Source organism: Streptomyces flavofungini, assembly GCF_030388665.1.
GTDB classification, from domain to species: domain Bacteria; phylum Actinomycetota; class Actinomycetes; order Streptomycetales; family Streptomycetaceae; genus Streptomyces; species Streptomyces flavofungini_A.
In genome coordinates this window covers 4,522,556-4,538,322 of the sequence record NZ_CP128846.1, presented here as the reverse complement: position 1 = coordinate 4,538,322, position 15,767 = coordinate 4,522,556, and the positions used below count along the sequence as shown (strand labels likewise).

At 71.9% G+C, this 15,767-nt stretch carries 13 protein-coding genes; 6 read left to right on the top strand and 7 right to left on the bottom strand.

Going from position 1 to position 15,767, the window contains the following annotated elements:
• Positions 1-32 precede the first annotated feature (32 nt).
• Complete coding sequence (locus tag QUY26_RS18890; protein WP_289948217.1) at positions 33-911, bottom strand: D-alanyl-D-alanine carboxypeptidase family protein; 879 nt, start codon at positions 909-911, stop codon at positions 33-35.
• Between the two features lie 331 nt (positions 912-1,242).
• On the opposite strand from QUY26_RS18890, the gene QUY26_RS18885 reads away from it, so the two are divergent.
• Together QUY26_RS18885 and QUY26_RS18880 are read left to right on the top strand one after the other, a co-directional pair.
• Positions 1,243-1,938 carry a GntR family transcriptional regulator gene (locus QUY26_RS18885; RefSeq protein ID WP_289948215.1) on the top strand — a complete coding sequence of 232 codons (696 nt, stop codon included), beginning with the start codon at positions 1,243-1,245 and terminating at the stop codon, positions 1,936-1,938.
• Complete coding sequence (locus QUY26_RS18880) at positions 1,935-3,257, top strand: MFS transporter (protein ID WP_289948213.1); 1,323 nt, start codon at positions 1,935-1,937, stop codon at positions 3,255-3,257. Before QUY26_RS18885 ends, QUY26_RS18880 begins: the two co-directional genes overlap by 4 nt.
• A 139-nt stretch (positions 3,258-3,396) precedes the next feature.
• Here QUY26_RS18880 and QUY26_RS18875 read toward each other — a convergent pair whose 3' ends face one another.
• Positions 3,397-4,221, bottom strand: coding sequence for a maleylpyruvate isomerase family mycothiol-dependent enzyme (locus QUY26_RS18875; protein ID WP_289948210.1), 825 nt, complete (start codon positions 4,219-4,221; stop codon positions 3,397-3,399).
• 168 nt (positions 4,222-4,389) lie between these two features.
• Here QUY26_RS18875 and QUY26_RS18870 point away from each other — a divergent pair, with 168 nt between their 5' ends.
• Positions 4,390-5,178 carry a carbon-nitrogen family hydrolase gene (locus QUY26_RS18870; RefSeq protein ID WP_289948209.1) on the top strand — a complete coding sequence of 263 codons (789 nt, stop codon included), beginning with the start codon at positions 4,390-4,392 and terminating at the stop codon, positions 5,176-5,178.
• Between the two features lie 67 nt (positions 5,179-5,245).
• Here the strand turns inward: QUY26_RS18870 and QUY26_RS18865 are convergent, their stop codons facing one another.
• The 4 genes from QUY26_RS18865 to QUY26_RS18850 form a co-directional block, all read right to left on the bottom strand.
• Entirely contained in the window at positions 5,246-5,743 is a 498-nt protein-coding gene (locus tag QUY26_RS18865) for an LURP-one-related/scramblase family protein (RefSeq protein WP_289948207.1), read from the bottom strand.
• 51 nt (positions 5,744-5,794) lie between these two features.
• The gene (locus QUY26_RS18860) at positions 5,795-7,147 is read right to left on the bottom strand and encodes a M18 family aminopeptidase (RefSeq protein WP_289948206.1); all 1,353 of its coding nucleotides are present in this window, start codon (positions 7,145-7,147) and stop codon (positions 5,795-5,797) included.
• Between the two features lie 146 nt (positions 7,148-7,293).
• Complete coding sequence (locus tag QUY26_RS18855; protein WP_289948204.1) at positions 7,294-9,120, bottom strand: acyl-CoA dehydrogenase; 1,827 nt, start codon at positions 9,118-9,120, stop codon at positions 7,294-7,296.
• A 131-nt stretch (positions 9,121-9,251) separates the two neighbouring features.
• Entirely contained in the window at positions 9,252-10,121 is an 870-nt protein-coding gene (locus QUY26_RS18850) for an alpha/beta fold hydrolase (protein WP_289948202.1), read from the bottom strand.
• Positions 10,122-10,393: 272 nt separating this feature from the next.
• Between QUY26_RS18850 and QUY26_RS18845 the strand changes: the two genes are divergently transcribed.
• From QUY26_RS18845 to QUY26_RS18835, 3 genes are all read left to right on the top strand, one after another.
• The gene (locus QUY26_RS18845; RefSeq protein WP_289955827.1) at positions 10,394-10,873 is read left to right on the top strand and encodes an SseB family protein; all 480 of its coding nucleotides are present in this window, start codon (positions 10,394-10,396) and stop codon (positions 10,871-10,873) included.
• 185 nt (positions 10,874-11,058) lie between these two features.
• Complete coding sequence (locus QUY26_RS18840) at positions 11,059-12,015, top strand: pirin family protein (protein ID WP_289948200.1); 957 nt, start codon at positions 11,059-11,061, stop codon at positions 12,013-12,015.
• A 165-nt stretch (positions 12,016-12,180) separates the two neighbouring features.
• Positions 12,181-13,290, top strand: coding sequence for an AI-2E family transporter (locus tag QUY26_RS18835; protein ID WP_289948198.1), 1,110 nt, complete (start codon positions 12,181-12,183; stop codon positions 13,288-13,290).
• Here the strand turns inward: QUY26_RS18835 and QUY26_RS18830 are convergent.
• A complete protein-coding gene (locus QUY26_RS18830) occupies positions 13,200-15,644 on the bottom strand; it encodes an ATP-binding SpoIIE family protein phosphatase (RefSeq protein WP_289948196.1) in 2,445 nt (814 codons plus the stop codon). The two genes, QUY26_RS18835 and QUY26_RS18830, sit on opposite strands and share 91 nt — an antisense overlap.
• Positions 15,645-15,767 lie beyond the last annotated feature (123 nt).

Sequence of the window (15,767 nt, the reverse complement as noted above, 5' to 3'; positions counted from 1 at the left end):
CGGCGGCCGTCGTACTCATCGGCCGCGGGCCGCTACGCGACCTTGAAGCCGTAGTCCATGATCTTCTTCGCGTCCTTGATGCGCGCCGCCGAGGACGTGGACGTGAGCACCGTGCCGATGACCGTCTTGCCGTTGCGCGTGGCGGCGAAGACCAGGCAGTACTTCGCCTGCGGGCCGGAGCCCGTCTTCACGCCGATCGCGCCGCGGTAGGAGCCGAGCAGGGCGTTGGTGTTCTTCCAGGGCGCCATGGTGCGGGTGCCGCCGGTCTTGGTCTTCGTCTTCGCCGTGTACGTCTTCGTCTTCACGATCGTGCGGAACCGCGAGTACTTCATGGCGTTGCTCGCGAGCTTCGTCAGGTCGCGGGGCGTCGAGTAGTTGGCGCCGTTGCTGATGCCGTCGAACGAGTCGAAGTGCGTGTTCTTCAGCTTCAGGTCCTTGGCCGTCTTGTTCATCTGGCCGATGAAGGACTTCACGCGGGCGGCGCGGGTCGAGCCCTTGCCGTACTTGTCCGCGAGGGCGTACGCGGCGTCGCAGCCGGACGGCAGCATCAGCCCGTACAGGAGCTGGCGGACCGTCACCTTGTCGCCCACGATCAGGCGGGCGTGCGAGGCGTTGTTGCGGACGATGTAGTCGCTGTAGGCCTTCTGGATCGTGACCTTCGAGTCCAGGTTGAGGTTCCGCTGGCCGAGGACCACCCGGGCGGTCATTATCTTCGTCGTCGAGCCGGTGGCGCGGCGCGTGTCCGCGGACTTCGTGAACAGCGTCTTGCCCGAGCCGTTGTTCATGAGGAAGCCGCCCTTGGCGGCGATCGACGGCTTGCGTGGTGCGGCGGCCTGGGCGGGCGTCGCCACGACGCCCGCGGTCAGGACGGCTCCGGCGGTGACGGCAGCTGCTGCGCTTATACGGCGCACGCGCACGCCCGGGGTGCGGATTCTCAAGGTGAACGCTCCGTTGTCCCTGCTTGATGAGGTAGTTGGCGGCTTATGTCCCGAATCTCCTTGCGATGGAAGAGAGATGGGAAAGCCGTCACAGGGATGACTGACGAGAGGGCGGAACGGATGCGCGCCGAACGGGTAAAGATGCGGCCAAGCTGTGTCGGGTGGATCACTGCCGGGCGGATCACCGCCGGATGGATCGCGGTCGGGTGGGCCGCCGTCGGGTGGGTCGCTGCCCGGTGAGGGGCCCTGTCCGGATCGTGGAACCGGACTCCCCGCGTATACGTGTTGTATCTATGCTGTGCGCATGCCCGCCGCCCCACCCGCCTCGACGGCCCCGCCCGTGTCCACCGACAAGTCCTCCCTCAAGCAGCCCCCCGCCGCCGAGCGCGTCTACGCGCACGTCAAGCAGGGCGTCCTGGAACGCCACTACGAGGGCGGCACGCTCCTCACCGAGGGCGAGCTGGCCGAGGCCGTGGGGGTGTCCCGCACGCCGGTGCGCGAGGCACTCCTGAAGCTGGAGGTCGAGGGGCTGCTGCGGCTCTACCCGAAGAAGGGCGCCCTCGTCCTGCCGGTCTCCGCGCAGGAGATCGCGGACGTCGTCGAGACCCGGCTGCTCGTCGAGACGCACTCGGTGCGCAAGGCGGTGCCCGCGCCCGCCGGACTCATCGACCGGCTGACGGCGCTGCTCGAACAGCAGCGGGAGCAGGCCGCGGCCGGTGACCTCGCCGCGGCGGCGAGGACCGACCGCTGCTTCCACGCGGAGATCGTCCGCAGCGGCGGCAACGACATCCTGTCCCGCCTCTACGACCAGCTGCGCGACCGCCAGCTGCGGATGGGTGTCGCCGTGATGCACTCCCACCCCGACCGCATCGCCAAGACCCTCGCCGAGCACGAGGAGATCCTCGCGGCGCTGACGGCCGAGGACGCGGACGCCGCGGTCGACGTGGTCACGCGGCACGTCGGCTGGTTCCAGAACCTCGCGCGGGGAGCCGCACGATGACCACCGGCGCGACGGCCGGGGCGGCCCGGCTGCCCGGGGACCCGCCGGGCGGACGGCGGGCCGTGCTCGTGTGGTCCGTCGGCGTCTCCGTCTACTTCGTCGCCGTCATCTTCCGCACCTCGCTGGGCGTCGCGGGCCTGGACGCCGCCGACCGCTTCCACGTCAACGCCTCCGCCCTGTCGACGTTCTCGATCCTCCAGCTGCTCGTGTACGCGGGCATGCAGATACCCGTCGGCCTGATGGTGGACCGGCTCGGCACGAAGAAGGTCCTCACCCTCGGCGTGGTCCTGTTCACCCTCGGCCAGCTCGGCTTCGCGCTCTCGCCCTCGTACGGCATGGCGCTGGCCTCGCGCGCGCTGCTCGGCTGCGGCGACGCGATGACGTTCATCAGCGTGCTTCGGCTCGGCACCCGCTGGTTCCCCGTCCGGCGCGGCCCGCTCGTCGCGCAGCTCGCCGGGCTCGTCGGCATGGCGGGCAACCTGGTCTCGACGCTCGTGCTCGCCCGGGTGCTGCACGAGGTCGGCTGGACCACCGCGTTCGCGGGCAGCGCGCTCGCCGGCGTCGTCGTCCTCGTGGTGATGGCGGTGTTCCTGAAGGACCACCCGGAGGGCCACGAGCCGGAGCCGCCCGCGGCACGGCCCGGCGGCGGACCCGGCTTCGTACGCGAACAGATCGCGCTGTCCTGGCGGGAGCCCGGCACCCGGCTCGGTCTGTGGGTGCACTTCACGACGCAGTTCCCCGCGATGGTGTTCCTGCTCCTGTGGGGCCTGCCGTTCCTGGTCGAGGCGCAGGGCCTGTCGCGCGGCGCGGCGGGGGACCTGCTGACGCTGATCGTGCTGGCGAACATGGCGATCGGCCTGGTCTTCGGACAGGTCGTGGCCCGGCACCACGCGGCGCGGCTGCCGCTGGCGCTCGGCACGGTGGGCGCGACGGCGGCCGTCTGGGCGGCGACGCTGGCCTGGCCCGGGGCGCACGCGCCGCTGTGGCTGCTCGTGGTGCTGTGTGTGGTCCTCGGCGCCTGCGGTCCGGCCTCGATGATCGGCTTCGACTTCGCGCGGCCCGCGAATCCGCCGGAGCGGCAGGGGACGGCCTCCGGCATCACCAACATGGGTGGTTTCATCGCCTCGATGACGACGTTGTTCGCCGTCGGTGTGCTGCTCGACGCGACCGGCGACGACTACCGGATCGCGTTCTCGGCGGTCTTCGTCCTTCAGGCCGTCGGCCTCAGTCAGATCCTGCGGCTGCGGACCCGGGCGGCCCGCAGGGAGCGGGAGCGGCTGGTGGCCAGCCGGGTGGAGACGGTGCACGTCCCCGTCTGACCGTCCGGCGCCTCCCCGTCTGACCTCCGGCGCCCCGCTGTCCGACCGTCCGGTGCCTCGCTGCGGCGCATGCCCCGGCCGCCGTGGGGCCCGCCGCGCCGCCGGGTTCCGGGAGCGCCCCGGAACCCTGGCCGGCGTGCTACGGAGTGACCGCGAACTCCCCGAGGATCGCGTCGCCGAGCTCCTGGTCGCCCTCGACCTTCACCCGGTCCCTGACGGCCGCGTACGACACCCGCCCGCAGGCGAGCCGGAAGTACGTCTCCCAGTCCATGCCGATGGTGGCGAGCGGGCCGAGCGAGGGGGCGCTGTCCACCGTCGCCCTGCCCTCCGCGTCGACGCGCACCGTGCGCAGGAACTCGACGGGGCCGCTCACGTCGAAGACCACCGCGGAGTTCGCCGGGGCGCCCGCCTTCTTCGCGACCACCTTCGGCAGTCCCTGGAGCAGCAGGTCACGGGCGACGTACGCGCCCGGCGAGTCGGTGTTCCCCGGCTTCCGGAGAGCCGTGCGCAGGTCCTGCTCGTGCACCCACACGTCGAACGCCCGCATCCGCATGGCCAGTTCGAGGGTCTGCTCGGTGCCGAGCGGGCCGCGCACCTTCGTGGACGGGTCGCGGGACTCGTTCCGCAGCTGCCGGGAGCGGCGGATGATCGTGTACTCCAGCTCGGAGGTCATCTCGGGCGCCGTGTGGTGGCGGCGGACGTCGACCTGCATCTCCATGTAGCGCTGGCCCTCGGTCTGCACGTGGTACAGGTCGCGCGGCAGCGTGTGGATCGGGCGCGGGTCACCCAGCATCTCGCAGTCGAGGCCGATGACATGGGACACGATGTCCCGCACGGACCAGGCCGGGCAGGGGGTCGGCTGATTCCACTCCCCCTCGGAGAGGGGGGACACCAGCTCGGATATCGCTTCCACGGAGTGGGTCCAGGCATCGGCGTAGGTTTGAAGGCTGGGATGGAGACTCACGAGACCCCTCGGCGGTCGTACGCGGGCGGTGGGTGGCTGGGACGCGTCGTGGGGGTCCGGGGGGTTCCCCCGGAAAATCACAGTACGCTGCCCGCTGGCACCCCGGCAGTGCTTTCGTGTGACGATCGTAGGCCTACTTGACGGCTCGAATGCCAGGACGGTGGTAGTGTGCGCGCCTCTCTCCTCCAGATCGCCGTAGACGATGACGAATCAGTCAATTCCCGTCGCCAGCGGGTCTCTTCGCTGGTACGCGAGGTCGCCGAGCGGGAGCGATCCGCCCTGCTCGTGCTGCCTGAGCTGTGGACGACGGGCGCCTTCGCCTACGAGTCCTTCGACGCCGAGGCCGAGCCGCTCCAGGGGCCCACGTACGAGGTGATGGCCAAGGCCGCGCGGGAGTCCGGGGTGTGGCTGCACGCCGGGTCGATTCCCGAACGCGCCCCCGACGGGGCCCTGTACAACACCTCCCTCGTCTTCTCGCCCGAGGGCGAGCTCGCCGCCTCGTACCGGAAGATCCACCGGTTCGGGTTCGACAAGGGGGAGGCCGTGATGATGGGCGCGGGCACGGAGCTGGTCACCGCGCGCACGCCCGAGGCCGTGCTCGGCCTCGCCACCTGCTACGACCTGCGTTTCCCCGAGATGTTCCGGGGGCTCGTCGACGCGGGCGCCGAGGTGTTCGTCGTCCCCGCGGGGTGGCCCGCGCGGCGGCGGGCGCACTGGTCGCTGTTCGCGCGGGCGCGGGCGGTCGAGGACCAGGTGTTCGTGCTCGCCTGCGGGACCGCGGGGACGCATGCGGGGGTGCCGCAGGCGGGGGCCAGTGCGGTGGTCGACCCGTGGGGCGAGGTGTTGGCCGAGGCGGCCGGGGCGGAGGAGGTCGTCCTCACGGTGGACCTCGACCTGGCCAAGGTGGCCGAGACCCGGGAGCAGTTCCCGGCGCTGAAGGACCGCAGGCTGCCGTAAGGGGCGCCGTGGGACGGGGCTGTGTCCACAGCGGGGGCTGTGCCCACGGCGGTATCCGGCGAGCCAGTCAGTCGGCGCCCCGTTCCTTCTCCGCCAGGCGGATCACGCAGACCGTGATGGCCAGGAGCAGGGCCGGGTCCGCGTCGTCGCGGGCGATGTGGACGCCGTAGGCGTCGCGGACGCTGAACCAGCGGCGGGAGATGTCGGCGAGGAGTTCGCCCTCGTACTCGATGGCGAACTCGCGGTCCAGGATCTTGCCGCTGACGTCCAGCTCGGTCGAGCCGTCGGCGAGCTCCACGCGGTAGTGGTTGCGGAGCAGGGACAGGCGCTTGCGCTTGACGCGGGCGAGCGGCTCGCCCTCGCGCTCGATCACCATCGTGTCGCGCAGGGCGAGCAGCTTCGCCCGGATGTCGATGAGGACCCGCCCCTGCATGTCCTTCAGCTCGAAGGTGTCCCGCAGCCGCATCGCCTTGCCGTCGACGAAGAAGACCTTGCGGCCCTGGTCGTCCTCGATCCAGTAGTCGTCGCCGATGCCGAGGAGCCGGTCGCGTACGAGAAGTCTCATGCGCCCATGAGTACCCCGATACGGGCGACATCCCCTCGGTGACCGGCCGGTTCAGCCCTCCAGGAACGCGAGCAGCGCGTTCGCGAGCAGGTGCGGGTCGTCGGCGCCGCACAGTTCGCGGGCGCTGTGCATCGACAGGATCGCCACGCCGATGTCGACCGTCTTGATGCCGTGCCGCGCGGCCGTGATCGGGCCGATCGTCGTGCCGCAGGGCATCGAGTTGTTGGACACGAACGCCTGGAACGGCACGCCCGCCTTCTCGCAGGCGGCGGCGAAGACGGCGCGGCCGCCGCCGTCCGTGGCGTAGCGGTTGTTGACGTTCACCTTCAGGATCGGGCCCCGGTTGACGCGCGGGTGGTGCGTCGGGTCGTGCCGCTCCGCGTAGTTGGGGTGGACGGCGTGGCCGGTGTCGGACGACAGACAGACGGTGTCGGCGAAGGCGCGCGCCTTGTCCTCGTACGAACCGCCGCGCGCGAACACCGAACGCTCCAGGACCGTGCCGAGCAGCGGGCCGTCGGCGCCCGTGTCGGACTGCGAGCCGTTCTCCTCGTGGTCGAAGGCGGCGAGGACGGGGATGTACGGCAGCGCGTCGGCGTCGGGGGCGGTGGCCGCGGCGGCGAGGGCCGCCGTACCGGCGTGCACGGAGAGGAGGTTGTCCATGCGGGGGCCCGCGAGCAGGTCGCGGTCGCGGCCCAGGTACGCGGGCGGCTCGACGGAGTGCGTCATCAGGTCCCAGCCCGTCACCTCGCCGGGGGCGAGGCCGCACTCCTCCTCGACGAAGCGGATCAGATCGCCCTCGCGGACGTCGTCGCCGAGGCCCCAGACGGGCTGCATGTGCTTCTGCTTGTCGAGCTTCAGGCCGTCGGTGTGCACCGAACGGTCCATGTGGATGGCCAGTTGGGGTACGCGGAGCAGCGCGCGGTCGATGTTGACCAGGCGGGAGCTGCCGTCGCGCAGGGACAGGCGGCCCGCGAGGCCGAGGTCGCGGTCCAGCCAGGAGTTGAGCAGGGGGCCGCCGTAGATCTCCACGGCCACCTGGCGCCAGCCGTGCGCGCCGGTGTCGGGCAGCGGCTTGACGCGCAGGTTCGGGGAGTCGGTGTGGGCGCCGACGACGCGGTACGGGGTGTGCGGGGTGGCGCCCTCCGGGACGTACCACGCGACGATCGCGCCGCCCCGCAGCACGTACTTGCCGCCGGTCGAGCCGTCCCAGACGTCGGTCTCGGCGACCTGGTGGAAGCCGGCCTTCTCCAGGCGCTCGGCGGCGCTCGCCACGGCGTGGTACGGCGAGGGACTCGCCGCCAGGAAGGCGATGAGGTCGTCGGTGTGGCCGCGGTCGAAACGAGGGGGCGTGGGCGCAGCGCTCGTCGGCGGGGCGGCGGGCGACGGGTGGGAGGGTGTGCTCATGGCGTCACCTTAACCACGCCCCCGCGGGGGGCCGGGGGTGGTTCTTTCGTCTGCGCCGCCGCGGGGGCGCGGACGCGGCACGGGACATGGTGGTGGCCCGCTCCCCGGGGCGGAGGAGCGGGCCACCTGGCCTGGGCGGGGGTCGGCTAGAACGCCGCCTCGTCCAGCTCCATCAGGTCGAGGGACACCGACTCGGACAGGGCGCGCTCCGTGGCCACGCCCGGCAGGACGTTCGCCGCGAAGAACTGGGCCGCGGCGATCTTGCCCTGGTAGAACGCCTTGTCCTTCGCCGTGGCGGTCTCCAGCTTCTCGGCGGCGACGGCGGCACCGCGCAGCAGCAGGTAGCCGACGACGACGTCGCCGGAGGCGAGGAGGAGGCGGGTGGTGTTGAGGCCGACCTTGTAGATGGACTTGACGTCCTGCTCGGTGGCCGCGAGGTCGGTGAGCATGACGCCGACCATGGCCTCCAGCTCGACGGCCGCCTTGGCCAGCTGCTCGCGGGCCCCGGCGAGTTCCTCGCCGCCGGTGCCGACGGCGAGGAACTTCTTGATGTCCTCGGCGAGGCCGTTCAGCGCGGCACCCTGGTTGCGGACGATCTTCCGGAAGAAGAAGTCCTGGCCCTGGATCGCGGTGGTGCCCTCGTAGAGGGTGTCGATCTTGGCGTCGCGGATGTACTGCTCGATCGGGTACTCCTGGAGGTACCCGGAGCCGCCGAACGTCTGGAGCGACTGCGCCAGCTGCTCGTAGGCCTTCTCCGAGCCGTAGCCCTTCACGATCGGCAGGAGCAGGTCGTTGAGCGCGTGCTCGGTGGACGCGTCCTCGCCGTTCGCCTCCTTGACCGCGATCTCGTCCTGGACGGCGGCGGTGTGCAGGACGAGGGCGCGCATGCCCTCCGCGTAGGCCTTCTGCGTCATCAGGGAGCGGCGCACGTCCGGGTGGTGCGTGATCGTCACCTTCGGCGCGGTCTTGTCCATGAACTGGGCGAGGTCGGGGCCCTGGACGCGCTCCTTGGCGTACTCCAGGGCGTTCAGGTAGCCCGTGGAGAGCGTCGAGATCGCCTTCGTGCCGACCATCATGCGGGCGAACTCGATGATGCGGAACATCTGGCGGATGCCGTCGTGCTTGTCGCCGATCAGCCAGCCCTTGGCGGGGTGCTGGTCGCCGAACGTCATCTCGCAGGTGTTGGACGCCTTCAGGCCCATCTTGTGCTCGACGTTGGTCGCGTAGACGCCGTTGCGCTCGCCGAGCTCGCCGGTCTCCCAGTCGAACTCGTACTTCGGCACGAGGAAGAGGGACAGGCCCTTGGTGCCGGGGCCGTGGCCCTCGGGGCGGGCGAGGACGTAGTGGAGGATGTTCTCCGACATGTCGTGCTCACCGGACGTGATGAAGCGCTTCACGCCCTCGATGTGCCAGGAGCCGTCCTCCTGCTGCACGGCCTTGGTGCGGCCCGCGCCCACGTCGGAGCCCGCGTCCGGCTCGGTGAGGACCATCGTGGAGCCCCACTGCTTCTCCACGGCGATCTCGGCGACCTTCTTCTGCGCCTCGTTGCCCTCCTCGAAGAGGATGCCGGCGAACGCCGGGCCGGAGGAGTACATCCAGACCGCCGGGTTGGCGCCGAGCAGCAGCTCCGCGTACGCCCAGATCAGGGAGCGGGGGGCGGTGGTGCCGCCGATCTCCTCGGGCAGGCCGAGGCGCCAGTACTCGGAGTCCATGAAGGCCTGGTAGCTCTTCTTGAAGGAGGCCGGGACCGGGGCGGTGCTGGTCGCCGGGTCGAAGACCGGCGGGTTGCGGTCGGCGTCCTCGTAGGACTCGGCCAGCTCGTTCTCGGCGAGGCGGCACAGCTCGCTGAGGATGCTCTTGGCGGTCTCGACGTCCATCTCCGCGAACGGGCCGCTGCCGTACAGCTTGTCGCGGCCGAGCACCTCGAAGAGGTTGAACTCGATGTCGCGGAGATTCGACTTGTAGTGCCCCATGGCGACGGCTCCGTAAGTGGCTTGGGAGGCTGGAATCCTCGTAGGCGTACCAGTAAGTAGCTAGTCGTTGACCATGATGCTACCCGTCGGTAATAAGAGGCAACCCCTGATGGCCCAAGTGTGAGCAGGGTCTATTCGGTGGGCCTGTCGGTGGGCCTGCTTCCGGTCGGGGCCCCGGATGCCGTCCGCGTCCCGGTCTCCGTCTCGGCCAGGAAGTCGGTGATCAGGCGCTGCCACTGGGCGGGCCGCTCGGCGAAGGGGAGGTGGCCGGTGTCCATCCCGGCCACGCGGGCGCCCCTGATACCGGCCGCGACCTCGCGCTGGACGCGGGGCGGGACGAGCTGGTCCCGCGTGGTCGTGATGACCAGCGTCGGGGCCGTGACGGCGGCCAGGTCCGCGCGGACGTCCGTGCGGAGGACCAGGTCCACGTGGTCCGGGGTGCCCTCCGGGACCGACTCCGCCGTGCCCCGCAGGGTCGCCGCGAGCTGATCCGGGGGCAGTGCGTCCAGGACCTCGGGGCTCAGGGCGAGCGGGAGCAGGAAGCGGGCCAGCTCGTCCCGGTCGCGGGACGAGGCCAGGTGGTGCCAGACCTGGGCGGCCAGGGTCATGCGGGTGTCGGGGCGGGCGAAGGGGGCCGTCAGGACCAGGGCCTTCACCCGGTCCGGGTGGCGGGCCGCCGTGCGGACGGCCACCGCGGTGCCCAGCGAATACCCCGCCAGGGCGAAGGTGTCCGCGCCCTCCGCGTCGGCCGCCGCGATCAGCTCGTCCGCGAGGGTGTCCAGGGTGAGGGGCTCCTTGGCGCGGGGTGTCTTGCCCGACCCCGGGTAGTCGACGGCCACGGCTCTGTGGGTCGCCGCCAGCGCCGGCAGGACCGGCCCGAAATTGGCCTCCACGGAGCCGCCCGCGCCGTGCGCCAGGAGCAGGGCGGGGCCCTCTCCGGCGGTGGTCCGGGCGTATGTCGCCCTGGTCGTGCGCGTCTTCGTGCCTACGCCTGCGGCCATGTCGGGGTCCCCCTCGGGTCGAGCATCTGTAGTCCTCGCTACAAAAACGATAGCCGCCCCCTCGGCTCTTTGTCTAGCGACCACTACATAAAGTTCCGCCGCAGGTCGCACCAGCCCTGGCGGCAGACGTGCCGTCGGCCGGGGCCGTGCCCCCTGCCTCGATCCCTCGGCGAGGGGGCGGCCCGGGGGAGGCCGGGTCGTGGGGTGTCCGGGGTCCCGTGGAACCGGCGTCCGCGTACGGCGCCCCCGCCGGAATCGGTACGCTGACCCGCATGTACGGCTACGACCAGCACGCGGGTGTCGGGCAGGGGTACGTCCCGCCGCAACAGCCGCCGCCGCAAGCGCAGACGCCCGGTGGTTACGGCCAGCAGCCCCCGCTGTACCCGGAGCCCTCGCCGCCGTCCCTCGCGGACGCGGTGCGCGCGTTCACCACGGGCTCGATGTCCGCCGAGGACTTCCAGCAGGTCTTCGCGACCTCGAAGGTGTACTGCCCGCGCGGCGACAACCCCGGCTTCCTCGCGCTGCACAACACCCAGCAGCCGGTCATCCCGATGTTCACGACGCTCAAGGAGCTGCGCCGGTACGCCGGCAAGGACTCCAAGTACTTCGTGATCACCGGCGCGGAGGTCATCGACCTGCTGCCGACCGGCTACGGCTTCGTCCTCGACATGGAGGGCGAGCACCGCATGGTGTTCGACGCGAAGGCCGTCGAGCAGATGGTCGACTTCGCCATGCGCCGCATGTACGGATGACGGACCGTTTCGCGCGGATGACGGACCGCGCCGCGGGGGTTCGGCCCGGCTGACGGTTTCGGCCAAGGCCCCCGCCCCCAGTGATCACCGGAACGCCCGGAGGGAATGCCCTCCGGGCGTTCCGTGTTCCAGGTGGCAGAAAGTTCTACGTTCAACTAAACTGAGCGTACAAGGAGGTCCCACCCATGCCTGCAGTGACCGTCGACAACCCGCTGACCCTGCCCAAGGTGACCGCGCCGGCCGACGCCGTGGCGCGCCCCGTGCTCGCCGTGACGACCGCGCCGAGCGGCTTCGAGGGCGAAGGGTTCCCGGTGCGGCGCGCCTTCGCCGGGATCAACTACAAGTACCTCGACCCGTTCATCATGATGGACCAGATGGGCGAGGTGGAGTACGCGGCCGGGGAGCCCAAGGGCACGCCCTGGCACCCGCACCGCGGCTTCGAGACCGTGACGTACCTGATCGACGGCACCTTCGTGCACCAGGACTCCAACGGTGGCGGCGGCACCATCCGCAACGGCGACACCCAGTGGATGACCGCCGGGTCCGGCCTCCTGCACATCGAGGCCCCGCCGGAATCCCTCGTCATGTCCGGCGGGCTCTTCCACGGCCTCCAGCTGTGGGTGAACCTGCCCGCCAAGGACAAGATGATGGACCCCCGCTACCAGGACATCCGCGGCGGCCAGGTCCAGCTCCTGACCACCGGGGACGGCGGCGCGCTGCTGCGGGTCATCGCGGGTGAGCTGGACGGGCACGAGGGCCCGGGCATCACGCACACCCCGATCACCATGGTGCACGCGACCGTGCGGCCCGGTGCCGAGGTCACGCTGCCCTGGCGGGAGGACTTCAACGGGCTCGCCTACGTCCTCGCCGGGCGCGGCACCGTCGGCACCGAGCGGCGGCCCGTCCAGCTGGGGCAGACCGCCGTCTTCGGGGCCGGTGGCTCGCTGACCCTCCGGGCGGACGAGAAGCAGGACTCCCACACGCCCGACCTGGAGGTCGTGCTGCTCGGCGGGCAGCCCATCCGGGAGCCCATGGCGCACTACGGGCCGTTCGTGATGAACACCCGCGCGGAGCTGCAGCAGGCCTTCGAGGACTTCCAGAAGGGCCTGCTGGGGACGGTCCCCGCCGTGCACGGCATGTGACCCGGCTCCACGGCATGTGACCCGGCTCCACGGGACGTGACCCCGGTGGCCGGGACGTGCCCCGGCGCCGCGAGGTGTGACGCGGCTCCGCGGCACGCGGACCGGCACCGTCCGTACGGCCTACGCCCCGCTGCGTGGGCCGTACGGCCGTGTTCGGGTGGAGCCGTGCATACCCTTCTGCCCGAAGCCGTGCGGCGCGTGGCCGCCTGGTGCGCGGTCCTGCTGCTCGTCGCCGGTGTGGCCGGGGTCGGTGTGTGGCTGTGCACGGTGTTCAAGACGGCCGTCACGCCCGTGCTGCTCGCGCTCCTCGGGACGGCGCTGCTCGGGCCGTTGTACCGGCGGCTGGTGAGGATGCGGGTGAACCGTTCGCTGGCGGCGGGCCTGACCTGCGCCGCCGTGCTCGCGGTCGTCGGCGGGGCCACGTACATCGTCGTCGCGGCCCTCATCGACACCGGGGACCAGATCATCTCGTCCCTCAAGGAAGCCGCGTCCGACCTGTCGAAGCACTTCGGGGCGGCGGGCACCTCGCTCGACGACCTCGCGTCCAACTCCAAGGACCTGCTGGGGAAGTTCGGCGGCACCGCCGCCTCCGGGGTGGTGAGCGGGATCAGCGTGGTCGGCGAGATGATCGCGACCGCCGTGCTCGCGCTGCTGCTCGTCTTCTTCTTCCTGCGCGACTCGCACAAGACCGCGGGCGCGCTGCGCTCCCTGGTGCCCGCGTCCTGTGCCGACACCGTCGAGGCCATGGCGCGGCGCGCCTTCACGGCCGTCGAGGGCTTCATGCGCGGTACGACGTTCATCGCGCTCATCGACGCCGTGTGCATCACCGTCGGCCTGCTGATCCTGCGGGTGCCCGGCGCCGCGGGGCTCGGCGCGCTCGTGTTCGTCGGCGCCTACATCCCGTACCTGGGGGCGTTCCTCTCGGGCGCCATCGCCGTCCTCGTCGCCCTCGCCGACCGCGGCCCCGTCATCGCGCTGTGGGCGCTCGGCGTCGTCCTGGCCGTGCAGGTCCTCGAAGGGCACGTGCTGCAGCCGATGATCCAGAGCCGGACCGTGCAGATGCATCCGGCGGTGGTGATGCTGGCGATCACCGCGGGGGCGTCCGTCGCCGGGATCATCGGGATGCTGCTCGCCGTACCGCTGACGGCCGCCGCCTTCGGCGTCCTCTCCGAGCTGCGCGTCCGCTACAGCGCGGCGTCCGGGTCGGCGCCGCCGACGTCCCCGCCCGCCCCGGCTTCCGGGGCACCGCCCGGCGAGTCCCCCGAGCCCTCGTAGAGCTCGAACCAGATGCTCTTGCCCTCGCCCCGCGGATCCACCCCCCACCGGTCGGCGAGCAGCTCCATGAGGACGAGTCCCCGCCCGGACGAGGCGAGTTCACCGGGGTGCCGCTTGTGGGGCAGGTCGTCGCTGCCGTCGGCGACCTCGACCCGGAGCCTGCGCGAGTCCGCCTCGCCGGTGACCTCGGCGACCAGGAGCGCGTCGCCGTCGGTGTGCACGAGGACGTTGGTGATCATCTCGGAGACCAGCAGGACCGCCGAGTCGACCTGCTCGGCGTCCGACCAGTCGTGCAGCAGGTCCCGCAGGTGCTGGCGCGCCCCCGCGACGCGCTCCGGCTCGGCCTGGGCGATGGTCAGCATCGTGCGGCGGGTGTGGGCGCGCTGCTCGGTGCGGCCGGTGCGGCGCAGCAGCAGTACGGCGATGTCGTCCTCGCGGCGGTCGGCGAGCGGCCCCGTGGTGTGGTGCGAGGACGGTCCGTGCACGGCCTGGACGAGGGTGTCGGCGAGTGCTTCGAGGCTGTCGTCCCCGGTCGGCGGGGCCTCGTAGGCGCCGAAGCCCTCGTGCCCCTCGGGCCCGGCGGCGCCCGCGCCTGCGGCGTCCGCCCCCTTCGCGTCGGCTGCCCCGGCTCCCTCAGCCGTACCGTCGACGCCGGTCGTGTCGGCCCTGCCGTCGTCGCCGGACGAGCCGGCCGTGCCGCCCGCGCCGCCCGCGCCGTCTTCGTACCGCTCCAGAATCTCGCGGATCCGCCGCCAGCCCGTCTCCAGGTCGTGGCCGCCGGTCTCGATGAGGCCGTCCGTGCAGATCAGCATGGTCTCGCCGGTGTCGAGGACGAGCCGGGTCGTCGGGTAGTCGGCGTCCGGGTCGATGCCGAGGGGGAGGCCGCCCGCGATGGGGCGCTGGAGAACCGTTCCGTCACTCATGCGTATGACGGGCTCGGGGTGGCCCGCGCGGGCGATCTCCAGGACCCCGGTCGCCGGATCCGCCTCCACGTACAGGCACGTCGCGAAGCGCGGGTCGGCCGCCGCGCCCCCGTGGTCGTCGCGGGTGTCCGTCGAGCCGTAGGCGATGCCGTCCGTGATGCCGGACAGGAAGCGGGTCGCGCGGGACAGCACCGCGTCCGGGCGGTGCCCCTCGGAGGCGTACGCGCGCAGGGCGATGCGCAGCTGCCCCATCAGACCCGCGGCCCGCACGTCGTGGCCCTGGACGTCGCCGATGACGAAGGCGATGCGGCCGCTGGGCAGCGGGATCACGTCGTACCAGTCGCCGCCGACCTGAAGGCCCCCGCCCGTCGGTACGTAGCGCGCGGCGACGCTCATGCCGGGGATCTCCGGGCCGAGCATCGGCAGCATGGAGCGCTGCAGGCCCTCGGTCAGCTCCCGCTCGGACTCCGCGACCCCGGCCCGCGACAGGGCCTGCGCCAGCATGCGCGCGACCGTCGTCAGGACGGAGCGCTCGTCCGGCGTGAACGACACGGGGTGGGTGAACGCCGCCATCCACGCGCCTATCGTGCGGCCCGCCACGACCAGCGGCAGGAACGCCCAGGACTGCCGCTCGAAGCGCGAGGCCAGCGGCCAGGCGGTCGGGTAGCGGCGGCGGTAGTCCGCCGGGGACGACAGATAGACGGCGCGGCCGGTGCGCAGGACCTCCGCGGCCGGGTAGTCGGTGTCCAGCGGCATCGAGGCGAGCGGGTCGTCGTGGCCGTAGCCGTGGTGGCCGTGGTGGCCGATGAGGGTGAGGCGGTCGGCCTTGGCGCCGAAGACGGCGAGCCCGTCCGGCGAGAAGCCAGGCATGGACAGGCCCGCGGCGACCCGCAGGACCTCCTTGGTGGACCGTGCCTCCGCGAGCGCGCGGCCCGCGTCGAGCAGGAACGCCTCGCGCGAGCGGCGCCAGTCCCCGGTGACGGGCGAGCGGGCGGCCGAGCCGGGGGACGGCTCGGAGACCTCCTGGAGGGTGCCGAGCAGCTCGTAGGTGCTGCCGCCCTCGTGCACGATCGGCTTCGTGCGGCTGCGCACCGTGCGCAGGACGCGGCGGCCCTGCTCGTCCATGATCCGCAGCCGGGCCTCGGCGAGGGTGCCCTCGGCGACGGCGAGCTGCACGATGCCGTGGATCTCGTTCCAGTCGACGGGGTGGAAGCGGGAGCGCACGCCCGCCTCGGTGGTGGTCTGGGCGTGCGGCGGGAGCCCGAGCAGGCGGGCCGCCTCGGCGTCGAGGGTGACGGTCCCGGTGGCGTTGTCCCAGCGCCACAGGCCGGTGGCGATGACCGCGAGGACGGTGCTCACGGGCGGGAGCAAGTCCCCGTGGGGAGGCAGGGAGGGGTCCCCCACCTGCTCGCGGGGCTCATCGGTGCGCATTGAACAACTGTAGGAACAGTTGAGCGCCGCCCGCCACCTTGTGCCCACCGGCCCGGAGGTGGTGCGGTCCCGCCGCCCGGACGGGGCACCGGGGGGCGCCCGAATACGAGGGGAAGTGATCTT